Genomic DNA, 26,719 nt, shown 5'->3' on the forward strand with positions numbered 1-26,719 from the left:
TCCACCACATCCACCCCACCACCCGACACACCCGCAGCCACCCACGCCTCACGAATCACCCGCTGCTGCGCCGGACCATTCGGCGCCGTCAACCCGTTCGACGCACCATCCTGATTCACCGCCGAACCCCGCACCACCCCCCACACCCGACGCCCCGAACGCCGCGCATCCGACAACCGCTCCAACACCAGCACACCGACGCCCTCGGACAGCGCCGTGCCGTCCGCCGCCTCGGCGAAGGACTTGGCGCGGCCGTCGGCGGCGAGGTTGCGCTGCCTGCTGAAGTCCACGAACGTGTCGACGGTCGACATCACGGACACGCCACCGGCCAGGGCCAGGCCGCACTCCCCCCGCCGCAGCGCCTGCGCCGCCAGGTGCAGCGCCACCAGCGACGAGGAGCACGCCGTGTCCACGGTGAGCGCCGGACCCTCCAGACCCAGGGTGTAGGCGATACGGCCGGAGGCGATACTGCCGAGGCTTCCGTTGCCGAGGTAGTCGCGCACGGCCTCGGGGACGTCGCGCAGCCTGCTGCCGTAGTCGTGGTACATGACCCCGGCGAACACGCCGGTGCGGCTGCCGCGCACGGAGTGCGGGTCGATGCCGGCCCGTTCCAGCGCCTCCCAGGAGGTCTCCAGCAGCAGCCGCTGCTGCGGGTCCATGGCGAGGGCCTCGCGGGGGCCGATGCCGAAGAAGTCGTGGTCGAAGTCGGCGGCGTCGTAGAGGAATCCGCCCGCGCGGGTGGAGCAGTGGCCGGGCTTGCCGGGCTCCGGGTCGTACAGGGTGTCGAGGTTCCAGCCGCGGTCGTCGGGGAACGCGCCGATGCCGTCCACGCCGTCCGCGACGAGCCGCCACAGTTCCTCGGGCGTGGTGACGCCGCCGGGGTAGCGGCACGCCATCCCGACGATCGCCACCGGCTCGTCCGGTTCGTACGCCGCTTTGGGGACGACGGCCCCGATCCCGGTGGAGACCTCGGCGTCCTCGGGGTCCGCGCCGAAGAGTTCCGTCTTCAGGTACCTGACCAGGGCCTCGGCGTCGGGGTGGTCGAAGACGAGGGTGGCGGGCAACCGGAGGCCGACGGCGTTGCCGAGGCGGTTGCGCAGCTCGACCGCGGTCAGCGAGTCGAAACCGGCCTCGCGGAAGGAACGGCGCGGGTCGAGCACCATGTCCGCGCCGTGCCCGAGAACGGCCGCGACATGGGTGCGGACCAGCTCCGTGAGCGCCGCGTCGCGTTCGGCGGCGCCGAGGGCGGCCAGCCGTTCGGCGGCGGAGACGGCGGTGGCGCGGGAGGCCGCCGTACGACGTACGGGCGCGGGCACCAGAGCGCGCAGCACGGCCGGGACGTCGTCGGCACCGCGCAGGGCGCGCGGGTCCAGGCCGACGGGCAGCAGCAGCGGTACGTCGGCGGTGAGCGCGGCGTCCAGCAGCCTCAGCCCCTCCTCGGTGGGCAGGGGCCGGACCCCGGCACGTGCCATGCGCTCGACGTCGGCGTCGGTGAGGTGGGCGGTCATCCCGGTGCGCTGCTCCCAGAAGCCCCAGGCGAGGGAGAGCGCGGGCAGGCCCTGGGCGGCGCGGTGGGCGGCCAGGCCGTCGAGGAAGGCGTTGGCGGCGGCGTACCCGGACTGGCCCGCGCCGTCGATCGTGCCCGCGGCCGAGGAGAAGAGGACGAACGCCGACAGGTCCAGGTCACGGGTCAGCTCGTGCAGGTTCCAGGCGGCGTCCGCCTTGGGCCGCAGGACTGCGTCCAGTCGCTCGGGGGTCTGGTCGGTCACCAGTCCGTCGTCCAGGACCCCGGCGAGGTGGATCACCGCGGTCAGCGGGCGCTCTGCGGGCATGTCGGCCAGCAGCGCGGCCAGTTGGTCGCGTTCGGCGGCGTCGCAGCGGGCGACGACGACCTCGGTGCCGCGTTCGGCGAGATCGCCGAAGTCGTCGGAGGCGGTGCCGCTGCGGCCGGCCAGGACGAGGCGGCGCACACCGTGCTCGGTGGCCAGGTGCCGGGCGACCACGGCGCCGAGCACTCCCGTGCCCCCGGTGATGAGCACGGTGCCGTGAGGATCCGGCGCGGGGCCGTCGGAAGCGGGTACGACCGTTCCCGGCAGGGCGGCGCGGGCCAGCCGGGGTACCCGTACGGTGCCCTCGCGCAGGGCCAGTTGCGGTTCGCCGCTCGCCGCGGCGGCGCGCACGGCCTCGGTGACCCGGTCGGTGGCGGAGACACCCGGGCCGGGGGCGCCTTCGCCGCCGTCGTGGGCGACGGAGTCCACCAGGACGAAGCGGTCGGGGTGTTCGCCCTGGGCCGCCCGGACCAGGCCCCATGCGGCGGCGCCCGCCAGGTCGGTGACGTCCTCCGCGCCGGTGGCGACCGCGCCGCCGGTCAGGACCACCAGCCGGGCCCCGGCCGTACGCTCGTCCGCCAGCCAGTCGCGCACGGCGGCGAGGACCCGCCCGGTCGCCGCGCGCACCCCGCCCACCGGGTCGCCGCCGTCACCGCTCACCGGCAGGACCACCCAGTCCGCCACGGCGTCCGCCGCGGCCGTGCCCCGCTCGTCCAGAACGGCGTACGCGGGCGCGTCCACCACCGGTACGGGCAGCGCCTGCCAGTCCAGCCGGTACAGGTCGTCGTCCCGGACCGGGGAGGTCAGCGCCGCCGGGTCGACCGGCCTGGAGACCAGGGCCGCCACGGCGGCGACCGGTGCGCCGGTCGGGTCGGCCAGGTCCAGGGAGAGCGTGTCGCCGCCCCGGATGCGGACCCGCAGGGCGGTGGCCCCGGACGCGTACAACGACACGCCGGTCCAGACGAAGGGCAGCCGCGCCGCCCCCTGCCCCCGCGCCCCGGGGCCGTCGGTGTCCGGCGGGGCCGTGCGCAGGCCGTCGGCGTGCAGGGCCGCGTCGAACAGGGCCGGATGCAGGCCGAACGCACCTGTCTCACCGGGGAGTTCGACCTCGGCGAAGGTCTCGTCGCCACGCCGCCAGACCGCGCGCAGGCCCTGGAAGGCGGGCCCGTAGTCGTAGCCGAGCGCAGCCAGCGTGTCGTAGGCGTCGTCCACCGGCACCGGTTCCGCGCCCCGGGGCGGCCACTGCGCGAGGTCGAAGCCGGGCGGGGCGGTCCGCGGGGCGAGCAGCCCGGTGGCGTGCGCGGTCCACTCGGTGTCGTCGGCGCCCTCGGGACGGGAGTGGACGGTCAGCGCGCGGTGGCCGTCCCCGTCGGCGGCGGCCACGTGCACCTGGAACTGGACCGCCGCCCGGCCGGGCAGCACCAGCGGCGCCTGGAGGGTGAGTTCGGCGACGTGCCCGTACCCGAGTTCGTGGCCCGCGCCCAGCGCCAGCTCCACCAGCGCGGTGCCGGGCAGCAGGGGGGTGCCCGAGACCGCGTGGTCGGCCAGCCAGGGCGTGGTGGACACGGAGAGCCGGCCGGTGAACAGGGTGCCGCCCCCGGCGACCTGGACGGCCGCGCCCAGCAGCGGATGGGTGGTGGCCCGCAGCCCGGCGGTGGTGACGTCGCCGGAGGCCGCGGAGCGGCCCAGCCAGTAGCGCTCGCGCTGGAAGGGATACGTGGGCAGATCGGCGGCGCGCACCGGCATGCCCGTGAACACCGCCGACCAGTCGACCGGGACGCCCGCCACGAACGCCTCGCCGAGCGAGGTGAGCAGGCGCTCGGCCCCACCGTCGTCGCGACGCAGCGAGCCCAGCCCGGTGACGGTCGCGCCCACGGCGTCCGCGGTCTCCTCGATGCTGTTCAGCAGCACCGGGTGCGGGCTGCACTCGACGAAGATCCCGTATCCGGAATCGAGCAGGGCCCGGGTGGTCGGCTCGAACAGCACGCTCCGGCGCAGGTTCGTGTACCAGTAGTCGGCGGTCAGCGCGGTGGTGTCCAGCACGGCGCCGGTGACGGTGGAGTAGAACGGTACGTCGGCCGCCCGGGCCCGTACGCCCGCGAGGTCGGTGAGCAGCCGTTCGCGGATCGACTCGACGTGGGCGCAGTGCGAGGCGTAGTCCACCGGCAGCCGCTTGGCCCGGCCGCCGTCCGCGACGATCGTCCCGCGCAGCGCGTCGAGCACGTCGGCGTCCCCGGAGAGCACCACCGACGAGGCGCCGTTGACCGCGGCCACGGCGACCCGCCCGTCGTGGGCGGCGACGAGTTCGCGCGCCCGGGACTCGGACAGCGCCACCGACATCATGCCGCCGCGGCCGGAGGCGCCACGGCCGGAACCGGCGGGCCCGGAGGCGGTGGGCCCGGAGGCACCGTTCCCGGGAACGGCCCCGGAATCGGCGGGTCCGGAGAGCACCTCCGCGATGGCCCGGCTGCGCAGGGCCACCACGCGGGCCCCGTCGGACAGGCTCAGCGCGCCCGCCACGCACGCGGCGGCGATCTCGCCCTGGGAGTGCCCGATGACGGCGGCGGGCCGCACCCCGTGCGCGCGCCACACCTCGGCGAGCGACACCATGATCGCCCACAGCGCGGGCTGGACCACGTCCACCCGCTCCATGGGGCGGCGCTCCCGGACGGTCCCGACGAGGTCCCAGTCGGTGAAGGGGGCGAGCGCCTCGGCGCAGTCGGCCATGGCCGCCGCGAACACTGGTGAGCCGTCGAGCAGTTCGGCGGCCATGCCGGCCCACTGGGAGCCCTGCCCGGGGAAGACGAAGGCGATGCGGGACTCCCCCGCCGGTGCGCCGCGCACCACGTCGGACGCCGGATCGTCCTCGGCCAGGGCGGCGAGCCGCGCGGTGATCGTGGCCGGGTCGGCGCCGATGACGACGGCCCGCCGGTCCAGGGCGGCGCGGGTGGTGGCCAGGGCGTAGGCGATGTCGGGGACGGGGTCGGCGCCGGTCTCCAGGTGGTCGAGGAGGCGGCGTGCCTGGGCGGCCAGGGCCGGTTCGTCCCGGGCGGAGAGCACCAGCGGCAGCGGCCGGTCCGCGGCCGGTTCCCCGGTGCGCGGCTCGAGGTCGGGGACCGCCTCGACGATGACATGGGCGTTGGTGCCGGAGATGCCGAAGGAGGACACGGCGGCGCGGCGGGGCTCCCCCGTGTCCGGCCAGTCGCGGGCCTCGCCGAGCAGTTCGACGGCGCCGGATTCCCAGTCGACCCGGGTGGTGGGGTGTTCGGCGTGCAGCGTCCTCGGCAGTCTGCCGTGGCGCATGGCCATCACCATCTTGATGACGCCCGCGACCCCGGCGGCGGCCTGGGTGTGCCCGATGTTGGACTTGACCGAGCCCAGCCACAGCGGTTCGCCGGCCGGCCGGTCCTGCCCGTACGTGGCGAGCAGCGCCTGCGCCTCGATGGGGTCGCCGAGCGGGGTGCCGGTGCCGTGCGCCTCCACGGCGTGCACCTGGTGGGGTTCCAGGCGGGCGTCGGCGAGCGCGGCGCGGATGACGCGTTGCTGGGAGGGGCCGTTGGGCGCGGTCAGCCCGTTCGAGGCGCCGTCCTGGTTGACGGCGGTGCCGCGGACGACGGCGAGGACGCGGTGGCCGTTGCGGCAGGCGTCGGAGAGCCGTTCCAGCAGCAGCATGCCGACGCCCTCGCCCCAGCCGGTGCCGTCGGCGCCCTCCGCGAAGGACTTGCAGCGGCCGTCCAGGGCGAGCCCGCGCTGGCGGGAGAAGTCGATGAAGGTGTCCGGGGTGGACATCACGGTCACGCCCCCGGCCAGGGCGAGGGCGCACTCGCCGGTGCGCAGGGCCTGCACGGCCAGGTGGAGGGCGACCAGCGAGGAGGAGCAGGCGGTGTCGACGGTGACGGCGGGGCCCTCCAGGCCGAGCATGTAGGAGACGCGGCCCGAGGCGACGCTGCCGAGGTTGCCGTTGCCGAGGTAGCCCTCGACGCCCTCCGGTACGTCGGTGAGCCAGCTGCCGTAGTCGTGGTACATGACCCCGGCGTAGATGCCGGTGCGGCTGCCGCGCAGGGTGTGGGGGTCGATGCCGCCGCGTTCGAACGCCTCCCAGGCGGTCTCCAGCAGCAGCCGCTGCTGCGGGTCCATGGCGAGGGCCTCGCGCGGGCTGATACCGAAGAAGCCCGGGTCGAACCGCGGTGCGTCGTGGAGGAATCCGCCCTCGCGCACATGGGTCCTGCCGGGGGCGTCGGGGTCGGGATCGTAGATGGCGTCGACGTCCCAGTCCCGGTCGTCCGGGAAGTCGCCCACGGCGTCCACTCCTGCGTCGACCAGCTGCCACAGCTGTTCGGGCGTGCCGACGCCGCCGGGGTAGCGGCAGCTCATGGCGACGACGGCGACGGGCTCGTGCGCCGCTTCGGCGATCCGGTCGTTCTGCCGGCGCAGCCGCTCGTTCTCGAGCATGGCCTCGCGCAGCGCCTCGACGATCTGCTCGACGGATGTGTCCACGGTCGGTGTCGCTCCCTAGCTGACTCGGCGGCGCTGGTGACGCGGTGCGGGTGACGCGGTGCGGATGTGCGGGGGACGCGCTGGAGGTGCTGCGGAGGTACGGCTGAGGTGCTCCGGCCGTACCGGGCGTTCGTACGGGCCGGACATGCGCGGCCGGTGCCGGACGCGGCGCGTGGTCCGCGCGGTCCGGCACCGGGACGGTCTCACTCGGGGCTGGTGCGGTTCAGCGCGGCGCGCACCAGATCGGCCACGCCCATGGACCTGATGTCCATGACCCGGTCGGCGGGCGGTACGGGCGGAGCCGGTTCGGACAGTCTCAGCAGTCCGTCGAGCAGTCCGGCATCGCGGATGCGCGCGATCGGGATGCGGCCGATGAGGGCCCGCACCTCGTCGTCGCCCGTCGGGTCGGCGGGTGCCGCACCGGTGCCGGTGTCGACGTCCGGGGCGAGCCGTTCGAGCAGATGGCCCGCCAGCGCCACGGGAGTGGCGTAGTCGAAGACGAGCGTCGACGGCAGGCGCAGTCCGCTGATCGCGTTGAGCCGGTTGCGCAGTTCGACCGCGGCGAGCGAGTCGAATCCCAGCTCGGTGAAGGCGCGGCGAGGCCCGACCGCGGCGGGTCCGTCGTGGCCGAGGACGGCGGCGACCTCGGTACGGACGGCCTCCAGCACGGTGTGCTCGTGGTCGGCGGCAGGCAGGGCGGCCAGGCGCTCGCCGAGGCCGCGGGCCCGGTCGTCCCGTGCGGCGGCGGTGACCCCGGCCAGGGTGCGCAGCACCTGGGGTACGTCGTCGCCCCGGCGGCGCAGTGCGGCGGTGTCCAGCCGGACCGGCACCAGGGCCGGGCGGCCGGACGCCACGGCCGCGTCGAAGAGTTCGAGACCCTCGTCCGGGTCGAGGGCGCCGATGCCGGACCGTTCGATACGCCGGGCGCCGCTCTCGTCGAGGCCGGCTCCCATGCCGCCACCGGCCCACAGGCCCCAGGCGAGGGAGAGCGCCGGCAGGTCCCGGGCGGCACGGTGGGCCGCCAGGGCGTCGAGGAAGACGTTGGCGGCGGCGTAGTTGCCCTGGCCCGAGGCGTCGATGGTGCCCGCCGCCGAGGAGAACAGCACGAAGTGGGACAGCGGCCGGTCGAGGGTCAGTTCGTGCAGGTGCCAGGCGGCGTCCGCCTTGGGGCGCAGGACCGTGTCCAGGCGTTCGGGGCCGAGTGAGGTGACCAGTCCGTCGTCCAGGACGCCCGCGGTGTGCACGACGCTGTCGACGGGGTGGGCGGCCAGCAGCGCGGCGAGCGCCGTGCGGTCGGCGACGTCGCAGGCGACGACATCGGCATGGGCGCCCAGGTCGGCCAGGTCCGCGCGCAGTTCGTCGGCGCCCGGGCCGGCGGGTCCGCGACGGCCCACCAGCACCAGGCGGGTGACGCCGTGCCGGGTCACCAGGTGCCGGGCCACTAGGGCGCCGAGCCCGCCGGTGCCGCCGGTGATCAGGACGGTGCCCCAGGGGCGCCCGGTGCGCGGCGCGTCCGGCTCCCCGGCGCGCACCAGGCGCGGGGCGTGGGCCCGGCCGTCCCGCCACCGCACCTCCGGTTCACCGGAGTCGAGGACGGCGGCCAGCGCCGCGCGGTCCGGGACGGAGCTGCCGGGCCCGGCCCGGCCGACGAGGACGATCCGGCCCGGGTGCTCGGCCTGCGCGGCCCGCACCAGTCCGTGCACGGCGGCGTCGGCGAGGCTTCCCGCGGTGAGCACCAGCAGCGTGGAACCGTCCCGGCGTTCGTCCTCCAGCCAGGCCCGGAGGGTCGTGAGCGTCGTGTTCAGCGCGGTACGCACGGCCCCGGGCACCCGTTCGCCGTCGGCATCCCCGTCGGCGACGTCCGGGATGTGCACCGGAAGGACGACGACGTCGGGTGCCGGGCCGTCGATCGCGGCCGGTTCGGGGTGGTGCGGGGCGCCGAGTCCGAGGTCGTCCGGGCCCAGCACGGCCCAGGTGCGGCGCTCGGGGCGCCCGACGGACTCGGGGAGCGGCGCGTCCTCGACGACGTACAGGGAACGCTGGCGCCCGGTGAGGCGGTCGGCGGTGACGGGGCGGGTGACGTAGGACGCGACGGTGGCCAGCGGCCCGCCCTCGGTGTCCGTCAGATCGAGCCGGATGCCTTCCTCTCCCCGGGTGACGCGGACCCGGGCGGCGGTGCGGGACGGGGCGGCTGCGCGGGAGGGGCCGGCCGTGCGGGCCGGGGCGGTACGGGCCGACGGCCGTCCGTGCACGGTGACGCCGACCCAGGCGAAGGGCAGGGCGATCGTGCCGTCCGGTACCGCGTCGCGGGCGTCCGCGTCGGCGAGGGCGGTGGTGTGCAGGGCGGAGTCCAGCAGCGCGGGGTGCAGGACGTGCCGCGCGGCGTCCTGCCGGGTGCCGTCGGGCAGTTCGAGTTCGGCGAGGACCGTGTCGCCGTGCCGCCAGGCGGCCCGTACGCCCCGGAAGACGGGCCCGTAGTCGTAGCCCTCGCCGCGCAGCCGCTCGTAGAGGCCGTCGGTGTCGAGCGGCACGGCACCCGGCGGCGGCCAGGCGGCGGACGGGACGGACGACGCGGGAAGTCCGGAGGCGGGGGCGGTGGCGGTGAGGGTGCCGGTGGCGTGCCGGGTCCAGCTCTCGTCCTCGGGCGCGTCGGCGGGCCGGGAGTGGATCTCCACACCGCCGTCGGGCCGGAGCGCGACCTGGATCCGTACGGCACCGTTCCCGGGCAGGGCCAGCGGGGCCTGGAGGGTGAGTTCCTCCAGCACCGGACGCCCCGTCAACCCACCTGCGTACAGGGCGAGATCGACGAGGGCGGCGCCGGGCACCAGCACCGAGCCGAGCACGGCGTGCTGGGCGAGCACCGGGTGGGTGGCGGTGGAGATCCGGCCGGTGAGCAGGGTTCCGCCGTCGCCCGGCAGGTCGAGGCGGGCGCTGACGAAGGGGTGGTCGACGGCCGCGAGACCGTGACCGGCGGCGTCGCCCTTGGCCGTGGCGGTGGACGTGGGCAGCCAGTAATGACGGTGTTGGAAGGCGTAGGTGGGCAGCTCGACACAACGCCCGGGTTCGACGCGGCGCCCCGCTCCGACGTGACGCACGGGTTCGTCGCGGTGCCCGGATTCGTCGCGGTGCCCGGGGAGGCCGTCGTAGAGGACCGACCAGTCGACGTCCGAACCGCGGGTGTGCACGGCGGCCAGGGCGGCCAGCAGACCGGGCACCTCGGCGGTGTCCTTGCGGGCGGTGGGGACGAACGCCGCTTCCTCGGCGTCCGCGTCCGGGAGGCAGTCCGGGCCGAGGGCCGTCAGGACGGGGGCGGCGCCGAGTTCGAGGAAGGTGTCGGCGCCCTGCGCGGCCAGCGTCCCCACGGCATCGGCGAAGCGGACGGTCTCCCGTACGTGCCGTACCCAGTAGTCGGCGGAGCCGAGTTCGGCGGCGGTGGCCCGGGCGCCGGTGAGGGTGGAGACGATCGGCAGGGCCGGTTCCCCGGCCGGCAGGGCGGCCATGATCCGGCGGAACTCGTCCAGCACGGGTTCCATGCGCGGCGAGTGGAAGGCGTGCGAGACGCGCAGTCGCCGGGTGGTGGCGAAGTGCGCGGCGACGGCGGCGACGGCGTCCTCGTCCCCGGAGACGACCACGGCGCGCGGGCCGTTGACCGCGGCGATGTCGCACCGTTCGTCCAGCAGCGGCCGCACCTCCTCCTCGGCGGCCTGTACGGCGGTCATCGCGCCGCCCTCGGGCAGCGCCTGCATGAGCCTGCCGCGCGCCGCGACGGCGGTGACGGCCTCCTGGAGCGACCACACACCGGCGACGTGCGCGGCGGCGAACTCGCCGACGGAGTGGCCGGCCAGCCAGTCGGGCCGCAGCCCGAAGGACTCCAGCAGCCGGTAGAGGGCGACCTGGGTGGTGAAGAGGGCGGCCTGGGTGTAGGCGGTCCGTTCCAGTACGTCGGGATGGTCGCCCAGGACCACTTCGGCGAGCGGCCGTTCCAGGTGCTCGGCGAAGAGTTCGGCCGTGCGGTCGAAGTGCTCCGCGTAGACCGGGAAGGTGTCGTACCAGTCCCGGCCCATGCCGGGCCGCTGGGCGCCCTGCCCGGAGAACAGACAGGCCAGGGTGCCGTCGGTGGCACGACCGCTGACGAGCAGGCCGGGTGCCTCGTGCCCGCGGGCGAGGGCGTCCAGGGCCTCGGCGGCCCGCTCCTCACCGGGGGCGAGGACGACGGCGCGGTACGGGTGGGTGGTGCGGGTGGTGGTCAGGGCGAGGCCGAGTTCGGCGGCCGAGGTGCCGTCCAGTTCCCGCAGGCGGGTCGCCTGGCCGCGCAGGGCCTCGGACGAGCGGGCGGAGACCGGAAGGGCGAGTACGGGCGGCGTGACGAGAGGGTGCGCTCCCGCACCGGCGTGCCCGTCGGCGTCCGGACCGGCGGTCCGCGGCCCCGTCCCGGCCGGCTCCCCCGCGAACTCCTCAAGAATGACATGGGCGTTGGTACCGCTGATCCCGAACGAGGACACCCCCGCCCGGCGCGGACGGTCCGCCGCTCCCGGCCAGGGCCGCTCCTCCGTGAGCAGGCGGACCGCGCCCGCCGTCCAGTCGACCTGGTGGGAGGGCGTGTCGACGTGCAGGGTGCGGGGCAGGGTGCCGTGCCGCATCGCCATGACCATCTTGATGATTCCGGCGACCCCGGCGGCGGCCTGGGTGTGGCCCATGTTCGACTTGACGGAGCCGAGCCAGAGCGGTTCGTCGCCCGGCCGGTCCTGGCCGTACGTGGCCAGCAGCGCCTGGGCCTCGATCGGGTCGCCGAGCGTGGTGCCGGTGCCGTGCGCCTCGACCGCGTCGACATCGGCCGGGGCGAGGCGGGCGGCGGCGAGCGCGGCGCGGATGACGCGTTGCTGGGAGGGGCCGTTGGGGGCGGTCAGCCCGTTGGACGCGCCGTCGGAGTTGACGGCGGAACCGCGGACCGCGGCCAGGACCCGGTGGCCGTTGCGGCGGGCGTCGGAGAGCCGTTCGACGACGAGCATGCCGACGCCCTCGCCCCAGCCGGTGCCGTCGGCCGCCGCGGCGAACGACTTGCAGCGGCCGTCGGCGGCCAGACCGCGTTGCCTGGAGAAGTCGACGAAGGTGTCCGGGGTGGACATGACGGTGACACCGCCGACCAGCGCCAGGTCGCACTCGCCCTGCCGGAGCGCCTGCGCGGCCAGGTGCAGGGTGACCAGCGAGGAGGAGCAGGCGGTGTCGACGGTGACGGCCGGGCCCTCCAGCCCCAGGGCGTACGCGACCCGGCCGGAGACGACGCTGCCCAGGCTGCCGTTGCCGAGGTAGGCGGCGAGGTCGTCCGGCACCTCGGTCAGCCAGGTGCCGTAGTCGTGGTACATGACGCCCGCGAACACGCCGGTGCGCGAGCCGCGCAGCGCCGCCGGATCGATGGCGGAACGCTCCAGCGCCTCCCAGGACACCTCCAGCAGCAGCCGCTGCTGCGGGTCCATGGCGACCGCCTCGCGCGGGCTGATGCCGAAGAAGTCGGCGTCGAAGTCGGCCGCGTCGTACAGGAAGGCGCCTTCCCGGGTGTAGGTGCGGCCGGGGGTGCCTGGCTCCGGGTCGTACAGCGCCTCGGTGTCCCAGCCGCGGTCGGCCGGGAAGGGACCGACCGTGTCGACGCCCTCGGCGACGAGCCGCCACAGGTCCTCCGGGGAGCGCACTCCGCCGGGGTACCGGCAGCTCATGCCGACGATGACGATCGGGTCGTCGCCGTCGCCGTCGGCGGGGCGCCGCCCGGTGGCGGCGGGCGCGGGCTCCGCCGACGACCGCCCGGCGGCACCGAAGAGGGTGTCGTGCATGTGATCGGCGAGGGCGCGCGAGGTGGGGTGGTCGAAGACGAGGGTGGCGGGCAGGCGCAGCCCGGTCACGGTGTTGAGCCGGTTGCGCAGTTCGACGGCGGCCAGCGAGTCGAAGCCGAGTTCGGTGAAGGCCCGTCCGGGGTCGATGGCGGAGGGGGCGTCGTACCGCAGCACCGCCGCGACCTCGGTGCGTACCAGGTCCAGCAGGGCGCGTTCGCGGTCGGCGGCGGGCAGTGCCTCCAGTCCTTCCTTCTCCCGGTGGGGCTCGGAGGCGGCGGCCCGGCGGGTGACGGGCCGGACGAGGGCCCTGAGCAGCGGCGGTACGCCGTCGGGGCGGCGGCGCACGACGGGGGCGTCGATCCGTACGGGGACGAGGTGGGGCCGGTCGGAGCGTACGGCCGCGTCGAAGAGGCGCAACGATTCCTCGGCGGACAGTCCCGGTACGCCGGTGGCGGCCACGCGTTCCAGGGCGGCGGTGTCCAGGGCGGCGCCCATACCGGTGCCGGTGTCCCACAGGCCCCAGGCGAGGGCGGTGGCCGGCAGCCCCCGGGCCGCGCGATGGGCGGCGAGCGCGTCCACGTAGGCGTTGGCGGCCGCGTAGTTGCCCTGGCCCGGCCCGTCGAGGACGGCGGCGAGCGAGGAGAACAGCACGAAGTGGGAGAGTTCCCGGCCGAGGGTGAGTTCGTGCAGGTGCCAGGCGCCCGCCGCCTTGGCGTGGAACACCTCGTCGACCATGGCGTCGGTGAGGCTCTCCACGATGCCGTCGCGCACGGTGCCCGCGGCGTGGATCACGGAGTCGACGGGGTGGCGGTCCAGCAGGGCGCGCAGTGCCTCCCGGTCGCCGACGTCGCAGGCCGCGACGGTCGTCTCGGCGCCGAGCCCGGCCAGTTCGGCGCGCAGTCCGGACGCGTGGCCGCGACGGCCGACCAGCACCAGTCGGCGCACGCCGTGGGCACGCACCAGGTGGCGTGCGAGCAGGGCGCCGAGTCCGCCGGTGCCACCGGTGATGAGGACCGTGCCCCAGTCGGCGTCGTGCCGGGGCCTGGCGGCCGGTTCGGCGGCCAGCCGGGGCACGGCGAACCTCCCTTCGGCGAGGGAGAGTTCGGGTTCGCCGGTGGCGAGCACCCGGCGGAGTCCGGGCTCGGAGGGCAGGGAGTCGTGCTCGACGAGGACGTAGCGGCCGGGGTTCTCCGCCTGGGCGGATCGGACCAGTCCGCGCACCGCGGCGTGGGCGGGGCTGTCGGGCGGAGTGACGACCACGAGACGGGTGCCGGCCAGCCGTTCGTCGGACTGCCAGACGCGCAGCAGGCGCAGCGCCCGCAGGACGTGGGCGCGCGCGTCGTCGGCGTCGGCCTCCGGCGGACCGGCCGGGCGGTGCACCACGGCGTCCGGTACGGGGCCGTCGAGCAGCGCGTCCAGGGCGCGGGAGAGGGTGTCCGCGCCGGGGGCATCGGCCATGCCGCGGCCCTCGCCGTCGCGCGGCACGTCGCTCGTGGCCGGGGCGGCGCCGAGAACGGCGATGCGCAGGGGAGCGGCGGTCGTCGGCCGGGGGTACGGGGACCACCGCACGGCGTGGAGGACGTCGTCGTCCGGTACCGGCAGGGAGGTCATGCCGTCGATGTCGGCCACCGGGGCGCCGGTGGCGTCGGCGAGGCGCAGGGCGAGGGTGTCGTCGCCGGTGCGGGTGATCCGTACCCGCAGCGCGGTGGCGCCGGTGGCGTGCAGGCGGACGCCGGTCCAGGCGAACGGCAGCAGCACCGCGGCGCGCGGCGGGGTGCCGAGGTCGGCGGCGTGCAGCGCGGCGTCCAGCAGCGCGGGGTGGATCCCGAAGTGCGTGGCGTCGGCGGCGGCGTCCCCGGACAGGGCGACCTCGGCGTAGACGTGCTCGCCGTGCCGCCATGCGGCGCGCAGGGCCTGGAACGCGGGTCCGTAGGCGTAACCCTGCTCGGCCAGGTCGGCGTAGGCCCCGGTGACATCGAGGGTTTCGGCCCCGGACGGCGGCCATTCCGCCGACGCGCCGCTGTCCGGTCCGCCACCGTCCGATCCGCCACCGTGCGACGCGGCGGCACCCGGTACGGCGGTGCCGGTGAGTATGCCCGCCGCGTGCCGGGTCCAGGGGGCGCCGTCGGCGGCGCGCGAGTGGACGGTGACGGTACGCCGCCCGGTGTCGTCGGGTTCGCCGACGGCCACCTGGACGGCCACGTCCTCGTCGGGGGCCAGGACCAGCGGTGCGCCGAGGGTGAGTTCCTCCAGGACGGTGGCGCCGACGTGGTCGCCGGCCCGCAGGGCGAGTTCGACGAAGGCGGTGCCGGGCATCAGCACGCGCCCGGCGATGACGTGGTCCGCGAGCCAGGGGTGGGTACGGGTGGAGAGCCGCCCGGTCAGCACGACGCCCTCCGCCCCGACCGCCACCGCCGCCGCCAGCAGCGGGTGGCCGGCGGCGACCTGGCCGAGTCCGGCCGCGTCGACGGGAGCGCCCGGCTCCAGCCAGAAGCGGCGCCGCTGGAAGGGGTAGCCGGGCAGTTCGACGCGGCGGACGGGCGCCCCCGCGAAGTGCCGCGCCCAGTCGACGGGGACACCCCGGGCGTGCGCGGCGGCGAGCGCGGAGACGGCCTCGCGCGCCTCGGGCCGCTCGCGCCGCAGCACCGGGAGGAAGGCGGTGCCGGGCGCGTCGGCCGCGTCGAGGCAGTCCGGGCCCATCGCGGACAGCACCGCGTCCGGCCCGACCTCCAGGAACGTCCGTACCCCGGCGTCGGCGAGCCACCGCACGGCGTCGTGGAAGCGGACCCGGGCCCGGACGTGCTCCACCCAGTACTCCGGGTCGCGCAGTTCGCCGCCGACGGGGCCGCCGGTCACGGTGGACACCACCGGCACGGTGGGTTCGGCGTAGTCCAGCACCCGTACGACCCGGCGGAACTCGTCCAGCATCGGTTCCATCAGCGGCGAGTGGAAGGCGCGGCCGACGCGCAGGCGCTTGGTGTCGTGCCCGCGCGCGGCGAGTTCGCCCGCGATGCGCTCCACGTCGTCCGCGTCGCCGGAGACGACGACGGATGCCGGCCCGTTCACGGCGGCGATGCCGGTGCGCGGGGTGAGGAGCGGCGCGACCTCGTCCTCGGCGGCGCGTACGGCGACCATGGCGCCGCCCTCGGGCAGTGCCTGCATGAGGCGGCCCCGCGCGGCGACCAGGATGGTGGCGTCCTGAAGGGTGAGGACCCCGGCCGCGTGGGCTGCGGCGATCTCGCCGACGGAGTGCCCGGCGAGGTGGTCCGGGCGCAGCCCCCAGCTATCCAGCAGCCGGTACAGGGCGACTTCGACGGCGAACAGGGCCGGTTGCGCGTACTCGGTGCGGTGCAGGAGTTCCGCCTCGGGCGTGCCCGGACCGGCGAACAGCACGTCCTTCAGGGGGTGCGGGAGCTGGAGGTCGAAGTGGGCGCAGACGTCGTCGAGGGCGTCGGCGAACTCGGGGTAGGAGGCGGCGAGTTCGCGGCCCATGCCGGGACGCTGGCTGCCCTGCCCGGTGAACAGGAGGCCGAGCTCGCCGACCGCTCGTCCGGCGGGCGGGACGGTGCCGGAGGCGAGGCCGGTGAGCGCCTCGCGCAGTTCGGCGCGGTCGGCGGCGACGAGGACGGCCCGGTCGGGGAGGACGGCGCGGGTGGTGGCGAGGGCGCGCGCGAGGTCGGCGGGTTCCGCGCTGTCGACGAGCGGCAGCAGGTCGGCGGCGCGGGCGCGCAGGGCGGCCGTGCCGCGCGCGGACAGCGGGAAGGGCAGCGGAACGGGAACGGCCGGGGGTCGGGGCGGGGGTACCGCCCCCTCGGAACGGTCCTCGGGCTCGGGCTCGGGCTCGGGCTCGGGCTCGGGCTGCTCCAGGATGACGTGCGCGTTGGTTCCGCTGACGCCGAAGGAGGAGACCCCGGCCCGGCGCGGGTGGCCGGTGTCCGGCCAGGTCCGCGCCTCGGTGACGAGTTCCACGTCGCCGGAGGACCAGTCGATGTGCGGGCTGGGGGCGTCGACGTGCAGGGTCGCGGGCACCTGTCCGTGCCGCATGGCGAGGATCGCCTTGATCATTCCCGCCACGCCGGCGGCGGCCTGGGTGTGGCCCAGGTTGGACTTGACAGAGCCGAGCAGCAGGGGCGCCCCGGCCGGACGGCCCTGCCCGTAGGTGGCGAGCAGCGCGGTCGCCTCGATGGGGTCCCCGAGCCGGGTGCCCGTACCGTGCGCCTCGACCAGGTCGATGTCGGCGGCGGTGAGCCCCGCCTCGGCCAGTGCCCGGCGGATCAGCCTTTGCTGGGAGAGGCCGTTGGGGGCGGTGAGCCCGTTGGACGCGCCGTCCTGGTTGACGGCGGAGGCCCGGACGACGGCGAGGACGTGGTGTCCGTTGCGGCGGGCGTCGGGGAGCCGTTCCAGGACGAGGACGCCGACGCCCTCGCCGAAACCGGTGCCGTCCGCGGCGGCGGCGAACGCCTTGCAGCGGCCGTCGGCGGACAGGCCGCGCTGTCTGCTGAACGCGGTGAAGACGCCGGGGCCGCCCATCACGGCCACGCCCCCGGCGAGTGCCAGCGAGGATTCGCCCTGCCGCAGCGAGCGGCAGGCCAGGTGGACGGCGACCAGGGACGCGGAGCACGCGGTGTCGACGGTGACCGCCGGTCCTTCGGTGCCCAGCACGTAGGCGACCCGGCCGGAGATGACGCTGGAGGCGTTGCCGGCCAGCAGATGGGCGTCGAGGCCGTCCGGGGCGTCGTGCAGGCGCGGCCCGTACTCCTGGACCTCGGCGCCGAAGAACATGCCGGCCGGGGTGCGGCGCAGCGCGGCGGGGTCGATGCCCGCGTCCTCCAGGGCGCGCCAGGACGTCTCCAGGACCAGGCGCTGCTGCGGGTCCATGGCGAGGGCCTCGCGCGGGCTGATGCCGAAGAACTCGGCGTCGAAGTCGGTGGCCGTGTCGAGGAATCCGCCGGCGCGGGCGTAGGAGCTGCCGGGCACCTCGGGGTCGTCGTGGAAGAGGCGCTCCAGGTCCCAGCCCCGGTCGTGCGGGAAGCCGGACAGGACCTCGCCGCCCTCGCTCAGCAGCCGCCACAGTCCGGCCGGGGTGTCGATGCCGCCCGGAAAACGGCAGCCGATGCCGACGACGGCCACGGGTTCGTCGGCGGCACCGGCACCGCCCGGTGCCTCCGACCAGCCGCCCGGGAGGCCGTCCGCGACGCCCTGAGCCCCCGCGCCCCGGGCACCGGCGAGCAGTCGGTCGGTCAGGTCGGGCAGGGTGGGGCAGTCATAGGCGAGGCCGACCGGCAGGTCGAGACCGGTCCGTTCGGTCAGCCGCCGGTGCAGGTCGATCGCCGCGAGCGAGTCGAGTCCCTGTTCCGCCAGCGGGACGGACGCGTCCAGGGGGTGCGGGGTGCCTGGCCGGGCCGCCTGGATCGCCTCCGCCACGGCGGTGCGTACCAGCTCCGTGACCAGGGTGCGGTGGCGCGACGGTACGGACGTGGTGAGCAGTCGTGCCAGGGCTGATTCGGAACCGGGCCCGTTCATCCACGCGTCTCCACTTCCGGCCGTCACCGTCGTCACCGTTCTCCGCCTTTTTCCTCACCGTAATGACGCCCCCGAAGGGGCCGTACCCTTAAGCACCCCTAGGGGGCGGAGTCGTTCGACCTGCTTTCAAGGGGACTCGGAGGTCGAATGAACGCCTCACGTAGGACAGGGAGTCGAGGAGTTCCGCGGCGGTGACGGCATGTGCCGGACGCACGTCGGCGACACCGGTCAGCGGCATCCTCCCGACATCCGCCCAGCGCAGCCGGCCGTCCGCCGCGATGTAGCTCCTGCTGCGTCCGGCGTTGTCCGGGTGCAGGCAGTAGGGGACGTCCAACCGGCCTTCGGCGAACGCCTTCAGCAGTGCGGCGCCGGGGTCGTCGTCCAGGTTGAGCACCGCGTCGACCAGCGCGTACGCCTCGGCGTACGTCTCCGTCGCGGTGCCGTCCAGCGGGGCTCGGGCGGTGCGTGCGGCGGCGTCGGCCGCGTGTTCCAGGGCGGCGACGTTCTCCGCCACCGTCGGGATGCGCCGGGATTCCGCGACGGTCTTCACGATGAGGCGCTCCGAGCCGCTCGCGACGGCCAGTGCGGCGGCTTCGGCGAGCAGTCGGCGGGCCCCGTGCTCCGTCTCCGGGAACAGTCCCATGTAGGCGTAGACGACGACGTGCCATTCGGTGTCCGGGAGGAACCGCGCGCACAGGCTGCGCAACGCGGCCACCGCCTCGGCGTCCTGACGCGGATGCGTCTGCTGGGCGTAGCTCACGGAAATGCTCCGGATTCCGTGCCGTCGGAAGAACAGCGCCTCCAGCACGCTGATCGCCACGAGGAGCCCGGACGGGCAGAGCTGGCCCAGCATGCAGCCGCCGAAGGTCTCCAGATGCGGTTCCGCGCCGCTCGCCCCGCGCAGGCCGGCGAGCAGTTCGCAGGACTCGGACCAGTGGGCGACGGACTCGCGCAACGGGACCCTGCCGTACGGCAGGCAGTAGGAGACCGGCCCGCCCTCCGACGCGTCGAGTCCCACGGCCATCAGTGCCCGGAAGATGTGCTGGGGTGCCGCCGAGCCGTGCCGTACCTGCACCGGGAAGGCGGGGCCGTGGATCCCGTCGAGGACCCGGCGGGTGGTGGTGGTCTCGTGGCTGGCCAGCGGATAGCCGTTGAGATCGGCCCCTTCGAGGACGGCGAGCTGCGCCGACTCCAGGTCGCCGACCCGGGTGTAGCTGTCCAGGGTGATCGTGCCGACGGTCGTCGCGGCGGCGTCCCGGGTGGCGAGCAGCCCGGCCCGCATCCGGTCCGGGTCGCTCATGCCCATCCGGGGCTGTACCACCAGCCGTCCGGCGTCGTGGGCCCGGCGCACGAACGCGCCGAACCCGGCGCCGGACGCATCGGGGCCCGCCGGGGCAGCGGTCACACCAGGGCCCGCTGGGGCAGCGCGTCGAGCATTCCCCGGAAGACGGTGACGCCTTCGGCGCTGTCGTCGAAGACCGCGTCGTAACCGGCGGCGCGCAGCGCGGTCGTCTCCGCCTCGTCGCAGGGTCCGGCGATGCCGAGCTTGCCGCCGATGACGACGGGTACGGCGGCGAGCGCGGGGTGCTCGCGCAGCCGGGTGACGGTGCGCATGCCGTCGTGGTAGCCGTGCCCGTTGACGCTGCTGATCACGACGAGGGCGGGGGCGTGGGCCACGGCCTCGCGGATCAGCAGGTCCTCGGGCACGCAGGGGCCGAGGTTGACCACACGGTGGCCGTGCTCCTCGATCAGGAGCTGGAGGTAGACCAGGTTCCAGGTGTGCGAGTCGGAGATGCCACCGGCCACGAGCACGGGCCGGTCGCCGGGGGCGGGGGTGGGGACGTCACTCATCACAGGGCCTGTCCGTGTTCATAGGTTCGGATGTGCTGGATGCGGGAGACGGAGACGAGGTCGTCGCCGCGGACGACGATCTCGGCGGGAGCGGGCCTGCCGAGGAACATCAGCAGGCTGGCGGTGGGTCCGTAGGAACCGGCGTTGGGGACGGTCAGCAGGTCCCCGGGGGCCGGGTCGGGCAGCGGGACGGCCCGGCCGAGCAGATCGCCGGGGGTGCACAGCGGTCCGGCGAGGTGGGCCGGGGTGCCGTCGGTGCCGACGGACTGGTGCGGTTCGACGGAGACCGGCAGGATGCGGCCGAGGCCGGACATCCCGCCGAAGGTGTTGATGCCGGCGTCGAGGACGGCGTAGCGGGTGCCCCGGCTGTCCTTGACGTTGACGACGGTGGTGAGCAGGGTTCCGCTGTCGGCGACCAGGTAGCGGCCCGACTCGCAGGCGATGCGCGGGGCGCCGTCGCGCCAGCCGGGGAAGTGCTCGTCGAGCGAGGCGGCCAGGGCGTCGCGCAGCCCGCCGTAGGCGGGGCGGTGTCCCTGGACCGCGTACGGGGCGGCGAAGCCGCCGCCGATGTCGACGAAGCGGAACGGCACGCCGAGGGCGTCCCGGAGCGCGGCGGCGGTGGCGATGGTGTGCCGGAACTCGGCGACGAGGCTCGCCTCGTCCTTGGCGTTGCTGAGCGGGAAGAAGTGGAGCCCGGCCAGGGTGGTGCCGGGCACCCCGCGCAGTTCGGCGGCGAGCCCGGGCAGGGTCTCGCTGTCGAAGCCGAACTGCGAGGGCACACCGGTCATGCGGATGCTGGTGGCCGCCGCGCCGGTCGCGTTGTTGACCCGGATCAGGCAGTCGGCGGTGACGCCGAGCCGTACGGCCGTCCCGCCGACGCGCCGCAGATCGCCGAGGGATTCGACGGAGAACATCCGCACGCCCCGGGTCATCGCCTCGGCCAGTTCCCCGGTGGTCTTGCCCGGACCGGTGTACAGCACCTCGCTGCCGTCGTACCCGGCCCGCAGCACGGCGTCGAGTTCGCCGACGGAGCTGATCTCCGCGCGACAGGCGCGGGTGCCGTGGGTGTCCCGAGTGCTGTGGGAACCGTCGGCCCCGTGGGCGGCGCCGGTGCGCAGTTCGCGCAGGATCTCCGGGTGCGGGTTGGCCTTGGCCGCGTAGAACACGGCGACCTCGTCGGGCAGCGCGGCGAACAGGTGGTCGCGCGCCGCCGCGACCCGGTCCAGGTCGTAGACGTAGGCGGGGGTGCCGAAGCGCCGGGCGAGTTCGGTGGGGCCGGTCACGGCGTGGACGTTCCTTCCGGGTTCTCCAGGATGTGGACGAGCCGCTTGCGGTCGTGCTTGCCGTGCGGGGTCAGCGGCAGTTCGCCGACGACACGGCCGACCCCGGGCACCTTGGCGGGCTCCAGTCGCAGGGACAGTTCCCTGAGCAGGACGTGCGGGTCGATGTCGCCCTCGGCGAAGACCGCGAGGTCCCGGCCGGGGGCGGGCGGCAGGACGGCGGCGGCGCGAACACCGGGAATGTCCGTGGCGGCGGCCTCGATCTCGGTGGTGCTCATGCGGACGCCCTTGTGCTTGAACATGTCGTCCCGACGGCCCTCGTAGAACAGGAATCCGTCCTCGTCGACGTGCCCGAAGTCGCCGGTGTGCAGGCGTCGTCCGCCGTCGGGAGCACGCCGGAAGGCACGCGCGGTCTGCTCCGGCGCGCGCCAGTAGCCCGGCATGACGTGCGGTCCCTCGACGACGATCTCCCCGGTCCGCCAGGGCGGCAGCGGAGTGCCTTCGTCGTCGACGACGAAGGCACGGGTGCCGGGGAGCGGGCGGCCGACCGATTCGGGCTTGGCGTCCTGGTGTTCGGGGCGCAGCACGGAGACGCGTTTGCACTCCGTCTGCCCGAACTGGGTGATCACCTCGGCGCCGGGGAACGCCGTACGCAGCCCGTCGGCGGTGGTCTTCGGCAGCGCGGCACCGGTGTTGGTGAACATGCGGACGGTGGATTCCCGGCGTGGTTCGCGTTCGGCGAGCGCGCAGATCATGGTGGCCAGGGACGGCACGATGGGGACGACCGTGGCCCCGGTCTCCCGGATGCGGCGCAGCAGCACCAGATCGGACTCGCCGTCGGCGAGCACGAGGCTGCTGCGTCCGGCGGCGGTGAGCAGCACCTTGTAGAGGCCGTAGTCCCAGGAGATGGGGAAGCGGCAGAAGACCACGTCGTCGGGCCGGTAGCCGAGTTCGAGGTTGATGGCCTCGGTCGCGAAGACCATCCGGCCGTGCGGGCAGACGACGGCCTTGGGGGCCGCGGTGGACCCCGAGGTGTAGACGAGGACGGCGATGTCCTCGTGGCCGACGGGACCGCCGTCCCCACGCGCCTCCGTCTCGCGCAGTTCGGTGATCTCCCGCCAGGTCGTGTCCAGGCCGCGTACGGGGATGCCGCCCGCGAGCGCGGCGACGCGGTCGACGGCGGGGTCGGTGACGATCACCAGCGAGGGTTCCGCGTTCTCGACGACCGCGCGCAGGTGGTAGTCCTTCATGCCGGTGTTGACGGGGACGAGCACGGCGCCCCGGCGCGCCGTGCCGTACAGCAGGGCGACGAGTTCGCGGGTGCTGGGCAGCTGCACCAGGACCCGGTCGCCGTGCCCCACGCCCTGTGCCCCCAGCCAGGCGTCGACGGCGTGGCTCCGGGCGGTGAGCTCCCGGTAGGTCCACTGCCCGGCGCTGTCGGCGACCGCCGTCGCGTCGGGGTGTTCGACGGTGGCCTCGTCGAGCAGGTCGTGCACCAGGGCGTCGGTGCGAGCCCGCGTTGTCGTTCGACCGTTCACGGCGGTTCCTGCCGTCCTTCCTGTCGCCCCCATCGCTTCTGTCGCTCCCGTTGCTCCCGTTGCTCCTGTGACTGCGGCTGTGGCTTCTTCCGTCGCTTCTTTCGTTCCTGTCACTGCGCCTCCTGCCGTCCTTCGCCCCTGCTCGCGGACCCGGCGGGCCGCCGCCGCAGGGCTTCGGCGCGGGAGGTGAGCTCCCTGTGGTCCGTCTTGCGGTTGGTGTTGAGCGGGAGCGCGTCCAGATGGTGGTAGGCCCGGGGGACGACCGCGGCGGGCAGCAGCTCCCGCAGGTGACGGGCGAGCCGGGCGGGCGGTACGGGGGCACCGGTGTGGAAGACGGCGAGTTCGGCCGTACCGTCCACGGGAACCGCGACGGTCACCGCGTCCTCGACGCCCGGACAGGCGCGCACGGCGGCGTCGACCTCGGCCAGTTCCACCCGTACGCCGTGCACCTGCGCCTGGGCGTCCTGGCGGCCCAGGTAGAGCCAGCCGTCGTGCTCGGTGCGGCGGACCCGGTCGCCGGTGCGGTAGAAGCGCTGCCCGTCCCGTTCCAGGAAGCGCCCGGCGTCGTCGGCCGGATCCAGGTATCCGGGCGTCAACTGCGGCCCTGCGATGCACAGTTCGCCCTCGTCGCCGACGCTCGGCGAGCGCTCACCGGTACTCGGCGAATCACCGCCGCCCGGCGAGCCGTCGTCGGCCAGCAGCAGCACACGGTGCCCCCGGTGCACATCACCGATCGGAACCATGTCGTACGGGTGCTCCCGGCCGGGCCGCCACCGGTGCGCGCTGACGGTGATGGTGAGTTCGGTCGGCCCGTAGAGGTTCTCCAGCACGGTACCGGGGGCGGCGGCCACCCAGTCCTCGGCATCGCGGCGGCCGAGCGCCTCCCCCGCGAAGAAGCTCCGGCGCAGCGACGGCAGGGCACCGGGCGCGAGCCCGCCGGTGCGCCGCACCAGCGTGATCGCGCTGGGCGTGGAGAACCACACGGTCAGCCCCTGCTCGGCCACGAACTCCGGCAGGTGCGCGTAGGCGCGCGCGGGGACGGGGACGACGGTGGCCCCGGCGCCCCAGGCGCAGAACAGGTCGAACATCGCGCAGTCGAAGTTGAGGTCGAAGGTCTGCGAGAAGACGTCCCGCGGACCGAAGTCGTAGCGCTCGTCGAGCAGCGCGAAGTAGTGCGCGGTGTTGGCGTGGGTGACCGGTACGCCCTTGGGCCGGCCGGTGGATCCGGAGGTGAACAGCACATAGGCGACGTCCGCCGGGCGGGCGGGCATCGGCGCCTTGAGCGTGCTGTCGGGGTCGACGGGGATCACCGGCATCGGCTGTCCGCCCGGGGCGAACAGGGTGGGCAGCCGGACGCCGTCCTCGTGCAGCGCGGTCAGCGCGGGCAGGGCGTCGTCGTCGGCGATCAGGGCTCCCACCCCGGCCGCCTCGATCATCTGCCGGGTGCGGGCGACCGGGAAGGCCGGTTGCAGGGGTACGACGACGGCACCGCTGTGGAGCCCGGCCAGGAGAGCCGCGTACGCCGTCGGCCCCTTGCCCGCCAGTACGCCGACGGCGGGCGGCCGACCGGGGAAGCCGGCGAGCAGCGATCCGGCGAGCAGCAGGGCCCGTTCGTGCAGTTCGCGGTAGGCGACAGCGGTGCCGTCGATCCGCAGCGCGGGCCGCTCGGGCGCCAGGGCCAGGCCGCGCAGGAACCGTCCGGACAGCGTCCCGTCCATGGTGGGATCGGTGGGATCCACGGTGGCCGCCCCGTCAGCTCGTGGTGCGCTGGAGCATGCCTTCGACGGTCTCCCACAGCACGCCCGCGGTGCGGAAGGTGTCCATGGTCAGCGCGCTGTCGAGGAAGCGCACCTGGTACGTCTCCTCCAGGGTGCCCAGCAACTGGACCGTGCCGAGGGAGTCCAGGCCGAGGTCCTTGAGCTCGGTGTCGGTGGTCAGCGGTTCCTGCGGGGGCAGGAACGGCAGGAAGGTGCGGAGTATCTCTTCGAACCGGTCGTCCCACATGGGGGTGTACCTCCTGCTGATCGTTCGGTCGGATACGGGCCGTACCCGGGCGGATTCGTCCAGGTACGTTCAAATTCGTTCGGGCCCGGGCGGGTTCAGGCGGCGCGCGGGCGGCGCCGGGGCGTCATCGCGAGGCGGGGATGCACCGCGACGACGTCGAAGGTGCGGGTGGTGAGGGGAACCCGGCCGAAGAGGCTGTCGGGCCCGGCGACGCACAGCCGTCGCACGCCCGCGTCCCGAAGTGCCGTGACGACGCTCGGCCAGTCCATCGGGTGGTCGAAGCCGTCGAGCAGCATGGTGCGCAGCTCCGCACCGGTGCGCAGCAGCCTGCCGTCCTGGTCGGCGACGACCGGCAGCGCCGGGTCGGTGAAGGTGTGGCGGGAGACCACCTCGCGCTCCGCCCTGGCACGCAGCGGTGCGAACGCGGAGGCGTGCATGGGGGGCCGCATGGTGTACAGGGGGAGGCTGCCGATGGCGCGGAGCCGTTCCCGCATCCACTCCACGCGCCGCTCGGCCAGGGAGACCATCCAGAAGTCTTCGTCGACGCGGCAGGAGATCTCGTGCCACTCCCCCGCGTCGTCGAGTTCGGCGAGGATCGCGTCCAGTCCCTCGCGCGGGGCACGGGCGAAGGAAAGGGTGACGACGTCCTGGTGGTGGTCGGCGAAGTAGTCGTCGAGGCAGCGCGCGATCCCGGCGGTCAGCCGGACGGCGTCGGGCAGCTCCAGGGCCCCGGTGTAGGCGAGGGCGGCCTTCTCGCCGAAGCTGGGGCCGACGACGATGTCCGGTTCGACGCCCAGGTGCTCGCGGGCCCAGTGGGCACAGGCCAGGCTGTTCACGAAGAAGGCGACCTGGGCCGCCTCCGAGTAGTCGCCGTCGGCGCACCGGAAGGCGTCCACGAGCGAGTGGCCGAGCGCCTCGTCGGCGACGGCGACGAGTTCCCGGGCATAGGGGCTGGCGACCATGAACCGGCCCACCTCGGAGAACGGGACGGGTCCCATGCCGGGGAAGACCAGAGCGGTGTCGTACGCCATGGCGGTGTCCCCGCCCCCTTTCGCAGGTGCCGGCAGCGTGTGGCGGCCGGTGTCGTGAAGTGCCCGTTGCTCCGACGTGATGTCATAAACCGTCTGCCACAGGCCGTCTGTCCCGAGCTGCTGTCACAGGCCGAGCTGTCACAGGCCGCTGTCACAGGCCGTTGAGGAACCCGGTCACCACCTCGAAGAACCGTTCCGGTTCCTCCAGGTGCGGCAGGTGGCTGGACTCCTCGAAGATCTCCCAGCGGGCTCCGGGCACGCGCTCGTGGTAAGGCCGGACGACGTCCGGGGTGGCCTCGTCGTGACGGCCACTGATGAGCAGTGTGGGCGTGCGGATGGTGTGCAGGTCCTCGACGATCGACCAGTCCTTCAGGGAGCCGATGACGTGGAACTCGTTGGGCCCGTTCATCGCGTAGTAGACGGTCGGGTCGTTGTAGATCTCCATGAAGGAGGAGAGGAAGTCGCGGGGCCACGGGGTGAGCCGGCACACGTGGCGCTCGTAGAAGACCCGCATGGCCGCCAGGTACTCCTCGCTGTCGTACGTGCCGTCCGCCTCGTGCCGCAGCAGCGCCTGCTGCACGTCCGGCGGCAGATCGGCGCGCAGCCGGGCCATCTCCTTCAGCCAGACGGGGTACGAGGCGGGCGCGTTGGCGACGACCAGCCCGCGCAGTCCGGGCGGCCGTCCCATGGCGTGCCGGGCGCACAGTGGACCGCCCCAGGACTGCCCGAACAGCACGTAGTCGTCGGCGACACCCAACTCCCCTACGACGTTGGCGAGTTCGTCGAGGAACAGGTCGACGGTCCAGAACTCGGCCCCCCTGCCGGGCAGATGGGTCGATCCGCCGTTGCCCAGCTGGTCGTAGTGGACGACCGGCCAGCCGTCCTCGGCGAGGCGGGCCAGCGGCAGCAGGTAGTCGTGTGTGCTGCCGGGCCCGCCGTGCACGACGACGACCGCCGGACGCCCCGCGCCGATGTCGCCGGTCACCCGGTACCAGGTCCGGTACTCCCCGAAGGGAATGGTGCCCTTGGCGCTGGGGACGAGCCCCTTCGCGCTGGGTTCCGGGGACACGCTGATCACCTCTGCTCGGCTACGGGGCGCGGCGGCCGTCCGCTCACGGGGGTCGGGCCGGACCGCGGAGCGCGGAGCGCGGAGCGCCGGGCGCGGGCGCCGGACGACCGTGCTTCCGCCGTGGTCCGCTGCCGACGCTAGCCGCAGCCCCGGCGTCCGACGGACCCCTAACCGCCCCTAATACTGCAACGACACTCCGTGACTCGATGCGGTCTTCGTCGTTGGTCGCTTCGTGGTGGACGAGATAACTGACGGCTGGTCAGATGTGTTCG

The 26,719-nt window shown here is 74.7% G+C and carries 10 protein-coding genes; all 10 read right to left on the reverse strand.

Going from position 1 to position 26,719, the window contains the following annotated elements; all coding sequences use genetic code 11:
- Positions 1-6,326: type I polyketide synthase (locus AB0E67_RS34095; protein ID WP_362034372.1), on the reverse strand; the 6,326-nt coding region annotated here is incomplete at its 3' end.
- 203 nt (positions 6,327-6,529) lie between these two features.
- Positions 6,530-17,674: a type I polyketide synthase gene (locus tag AB0E67_RS34100; RefSeq protein ID WP_362034375.1), complete on the reverse strand. Its 11,145-nt coding sequence runs from the start codon at positions 17,672-17,674 to the stop codon at positions 6,530-6,532.
- A gap of 88 nt (positions 17,675-17,762) precedes the next feature.
- Positions 17,763-19,079, reverse strand: a complete 1,317-nt coding sequence (locus AB0E67_RS34105; RefSeq protein WP_362034377.1) for a methylaspartate mutase — start codon at positions 19,077-19,079, stop codon at positions 17,763-17,765.
- A complete protein-coding gene (locus AB0E67_RS34110) occupies positions 19,076-19,525 on the reverse strand; it encodes a cobalamin-dependent protein (protein ID WP_362034380.1) in 450 nt (149 codons plus the stop codon). The genes AB0E67_RS34105 and AB0E67_RS34110 overlap by 4 nt, the downstream gene beginning before the upstream one ends.
- The gene (locus tag AB0E67_RS34115) at positions 19,525-20,808 is read right to left on the reverse strand and encodes a type III PLP-dependent enzyme (RefSeq protein ID WP_362034383.1); all 1,284 of its coding nucleotides are present in this window, start codon (positions 20,806-20,808) and stop codon (positions 19,525-19,527) included. Before AB0E67_RS34115 ends, AB0E67_RS34110 begins: the two co-directional genes overlap by 1 nt.
- Complete coding sequence (locus tag AB0E67_RS34120) at positions 20,805-22,343, reverse strand: AMP-binding protein (protein ID WP_362034386.1); 1,539 nt, start codon at positions 22,341-22,343, stop codon at positions 20,805-20,807. Before AB0E67_RS34120 ends, AB0E67_RS34115 begins: the two co-directional genes overlap by 4 nt.
- A gap of 110 nt (positions 22,344-22,453) precedes the next feature.
- Positions 22,454-24,061, reverse strand: a complete 1,608-nt coding sequence (locus tag AB0E67_RS34125; protein ID WP_362034395.1) for an AMP-binding protein — start codon at positions 24,059-24,061, stop codon at positions 22,454-22,456.
- Positions 24,062-24,095: 34 nt separating this feature from the next.
- The gene (locus AB0E67_RS34130) at positions 24,096-24,347 is read right to left on the reverse strand and encodes a phosphopantetheine-binding protein (RefSeq protein WP_362034388.1); all 252 of its coding nucleotides are present in this window, start codon (positions 24,345-24,347) and stop codon (positions 24,096-24,098) included.
- Positions 24,348-24,442: 95 nt separating this feature from the next.
- Positions 24,443-25,378, reverse strand: coding sequence for an acyltransferase domain-containing protein (locus tag AB0E67_RS34135; protein ID WP_362034390.1), 936 nt, complete (start codon positions 25,376-25,378; stop codon positions 24,443-24,445).
- 151 nt (positions 25,379-25,529) lie between these two features.
- Positions 25,530-26,447, reverse strand: a complete 918-nt coding sequence (locus tag AB0E67_RS34140; RefSeq protein ID WP_362034392.1) for a proline iminopeptidase-family hydrolase — start codon at positions 26,445-26,447, stop codon at positions 25,530-25,532.
- Positions 26,448-26,719 lie beyond the last annotated feature (272 nt).

Source organism: Streptomyces sp. NPDC032161 (genome assembly GCF_040636995.1).
Lineage (GTDB): Bacteria > Actinomycetota > Actinomycetes > Streptomycetales > Streptomycetaceae > Streptomyces.